The sequence below is a fragment of the Streptomyces sp. NPDC054932 genome (assembly GCF_053610205.1).
Genome location: NZ_JBSGXU010000352.1, coordinates 1 through 3,364, shown reverse-complemented (window position 1 = coordinate 3,364; position 3,364 = coordinate 1). Strand labels below are relative to the sequence as shown.

General features: G+C 74.5%; 4 protein-coding genes. 3 read left to right on the top strand and 1 reads right to left on the bottom strand.

Annotated features, from left to right (window positions below; genetic code table 11):
• Window positions 1-779, top strand: a 779-nt coding sequence (locus tag ACWGE1_RS40570) for an ATP-binding cassette domain-containing protein (protein WP_453425487.1), incomplete at its 5' end; no start/stop codon positions are given.
• An 81-nt stretch (window positions 780-860) separates the two neighbouring features.
• Here ACWGE1_RS40570 and ACWGE1_RS40565 read toward each other — a convergent pair.
• Window positions 861-1,469, bottom strand: coding sequence for a response regulator transcription factor (locus tag ACWGE1_RS40565; RefSeq protein ID WP_453425486.1), 609 nt, complete (start codon window positions 1,467-1,469; stop codon window positions 861-863).
• Window positions 1,470-2,076: 607 nt separating this feature from the next.
• Between ACWGE1_RS40565 and ACWGE1_RS40560 the strand changes: the two genes are divergently transcribed.
• The gene (locus ACWGE1_RS40560) at window positions 2,077-2,484 is read left to right on the top strand and encodes a YciI family protein (protein WP_453425485.1); all 408 of its coding nucleotides are present in this window, start codon (window positions 2,077-2,079) and stop codon (window positions 2,482-2,484) included.
• Between the two features lie 8 nt (window positions 2,485-2,492).
• Window positions 2,493-3,364 (top strand): RNA polymerase sigma factor (locus ACWGE1_RS40555; protein WP_453425488.1); only part of this gene is annotated, 872 nt, incomplete at its 3' end.

Below are 3,364 nucleotides of genomic sequence, written 5' to 3'. Positions count from 1 at the left end.
CGTCGGCGTCGGCGTCGGCGTCGGGATCGGGGGCGGGGGCGTCGCCGGGATCGGCGCCGACTCCTGCCGTCGAACTCCGGCAGGTCCGCTTCGCCTACGGTCCCCGCGCGCACCCGGTGATCGACGGCCTCGACCTGGTGGTCCGGCCGGGCGAACACCTGGCCGTGGTGGGGCCGAGCGGCATCGGCAAGTCCACCCTCACCGCCCTGGTCGCCGGCCTGCTGCCGCCCGGCCGCGGAATCGTGCGGGTGGCGGGCGCCCCCGCCCGGGGTGCGCCGGGGCACGGCCCCGACGCCCGCCGGACGCTGCTGCCCCAGCAGGCGTACGTCTTCACGGGGACGGTCCGCGAGAACCTGACCCACCTGTGCCCGGACCCGGTGTCCCCGGCCGAGGTGGAGCGGGCCGTGGCAGCCCTCGGCGCGGACGGGCTCGTGGCCCGGCTCGGCGGACCGGATGCGCCCGTCGACCCGGGCCGGCTCTCCCCGGGCGAGCGGCAGCACCTCGCCCTCACCGCCGCCCACCTCTCCCCCGCCCCCCTGTTGCTGCTGGACGAGGCCACCTGCCACCTCGACCCGCGCACCGAGGAGCGCGCGGAGCGGGCGCTCGCCGAGCGCCCGGGCACCCTGATCGTGGTCGCCCACCGCATCTCCTCCGCGGCCCGGGCCGACCGGGTCCTCGTACTCGACGGGGCCCGGGCGGTGTGCGGCACGCATGCGGAGCTCCCGGCCAGGTCGCCCCTGTACCGGGATCTGGTGGGCATGTGGAACGCTCGCGGGTGAGGAGCGCACGGCCGGCGGAGTGCTCGTCGCCGTTCGGGGCACGGGCTGACTCGGGCCGGCGGATCGGACGGCTCGGACGGCTCAGACCCAGCCGGCCCGCCGGGATATCCGGATGGCGTCGATCCGGTTGCGGGCGCCGGTCTTACGGGTCACGGCGGCCATGTAGTTGCGTACGGTTCCGCTGGCGAGGTGCAGGGCGCGGGCGATCTCCGCGATCGAGTCGCCCTCGGCGGCCCGGGCCAGCACGCTCAGCTCGCGCGGGCTGAGCGGCATGGGATCGGCTTCCATGAAGGCCGAGGCGAGCGGGGCGTCGATGAAGCGTTCTCCGGCCGAGACCTTGCGGATGGCCCGGATCAGCCGGGCGGGCGAGCCGTCCTTGTCGACGTAGCCGAGTGCCTGGGTCCGGAAAGCGCGCCGCAGTGAGCCGGGGGTGTCGGCCCGGGCGAGCACGAGCAGGGGCGTCGGCGAGTGGGGCAGGAGCCGGGCGGCACCGGCGTCGGCGAGGAGGGCGGCCGAGACCCCCGGACAGTCGAGGTCCACGACCGCCACGTCGGGTCGTAAGAATTCCGCCTGGCGCGCGGCGGCGCGCCAACCGGAGGAGGTGACGTCGAAGTCGCCTTCGGATCTCAGGAGCGCGGCCAGGGCGGACCTTACGAGGCAGACGCTGTGCAGCACCAGGACCTTGGTCATCGGGGTTCTCCTCATGTGACGGTCGATCAGCAACAAGCGGCTGCCCAGCTACCGCCGTGCGGGAACGTCACGGCGGGAGGCGTGCGGGGGCGCGTGGCCTGAGCCGGGCGCTCCGCCCGTTCCACCCCCCGGCGGCTCTCGGCCGTCCCACCTCGAAGGGCATCCGGAATGCGCCGTGGAACCCCTCGGGACGCCGATATCCGGATGGGCTTATTCCGGGCGCATTCGGCGGGATCGGCCTGCCGGTGCGGGGTGGCGGGCGCCGGTGGTTTCGAATGCGTCCGGGCGGCCATACGCGAAGGAGTGAGGGACCACGAGGAGAGGAGCACTTCCATGACGACGATGGCCCTGCTGATCGCGCCCATGCTGCTGGCCCTGCTGCTCGTCCGCCGCGACGGCGGCCACCGTGCCCGCCACCGGGCGCGCCGGTTCTGAGCCACGTCACCCCCCGGAGCCCCCCACCCCCGGACCCCCCGGAGCCCGCCGGGGCCGCTCCGCAAGAGCCGAGAAAAAAAACTTCGCCGGTGATGTCGAGAACCCGTGGCCCGCTCCGTCCCCGGGGTGAACGCGACCACAATGGGTCGCACCAGCACCGAGGAGAAGCACCATGGCCAAGTACCTGCTGCTCAAGCACTACCGCGGCGCCCCGGCTCCGGCGAACGACGTGCCCATGGACCAGTGGACGCCGGAGGAGATCTCCGCGCACGTGCAGTACATGAACGACTTCGCGGCCCGGCTCGAGGGGACCGGCGAGTTCGTCGACGGTCAGGCGCTCGCCCCCGAGGGGGCGTGGGTCCGCTACGACGGTGAGGGGCGCCCGCCGGTCACCGACGGACCGTTCGCGGAGACCAAGGACCTCATCGCCGGCTGGATGATCATCGACGTCGACAGCTACGAACGCGCCGTCGAGCTGGCCGGAGAGCTGTCGGCCGCCCCGGGCGCGGGCGGGAAGCCGATCCACGAGTGGCTCGAGGTGCGCCCGTTCCTGACCGCGCCGCCCACCATCACGGAGTGATCCCGCCGATGGACGGAGTCCTGCTCCGAAGCCTCACGCCGAGCGTGCTCGGGATCCTCGTCCGCCGCGGAGCCGACTTCGCGGCGGCCGAGGACGCCGTGCAGGACGCGCTGGTCGAGGCGGTCCGCACCTGGCCCGCCGACCCGCCGCGCGACCCGAAGGGCTGGCTGGTCACCGTGGCCTGGCGCCGGTTCCTCGACGCGACCCGGGCGGACACCGCCCGCCGCCGGCGTGAGGACCTCGTCGACGAGGAGCCGCCGCCCGGGCCCGCGTCCGCGGTGGACGACACGCTCCGGCTCTACTTCCTGTGCGCGCACCCGTCGCTGACGCCGTCGTCCGCGGTCGCGCTCACGCTGCGCGCCGTCGGCGGGCTCACCACCCGCCAGATCGCCCGGGCCTACCTGGTGCCCGAGGCGACCATGGCGCAGCGCATCAGCCGGGCCAAGCGCACCGTCTCCGGTGTGCGGTTCGACCGGCCCGGCGATGTCTCCACCGTGCTGCGCGTCCTCTACCTGGTCTTCAACGAGGGCTACTCCGGCGACGTCGACCTCGCCGCCGAGGCCATCCGGCTCACGCGGCAGCTCGCGGCCCGGGTCGACCATCCCGAGGTGGCGGGGCTGCTCGCCCTCATGCTGCTCCACCATGCCCGGCGTGCCACCCGGACCGCGCCCGACGGCAGCCTGGTACCGCTCGCCGAGCAGGACCGCGGCCGGTGGGACACCGGGGCGATCACCGAGGGGACCGGGATCCTGCAGGCGGCCCTCGCCCGCGACCGGCTGGGCGAGTTCCAGGCCCAGGCGGCCATCGCGGCGCTCCACGCCGACGCGCCGACCGCGGGGCAGACGGACTGGGTGCAGATCGTCGAGTGGTACGACGAACT

What these genes read in the sequence shown, in the direction of transcription:
- ACWGE1_RS40560 (WP_453425485.1), top strand. Translation starts at nt 2,077, where the DNA reads ATGGCCAAGTACCTGCTGCTCAAGCACTACCGCGGCGCCCCGGCTCCG.
- ACWGE1_RS40565 (WP_453425486.1), bottom strand. Translation starts at nt 1,469, where the DNA reads ATGACCAAGGTCCTGGTGCTGCACAGCGTCTGCCTCGTAAGGTCCGCC.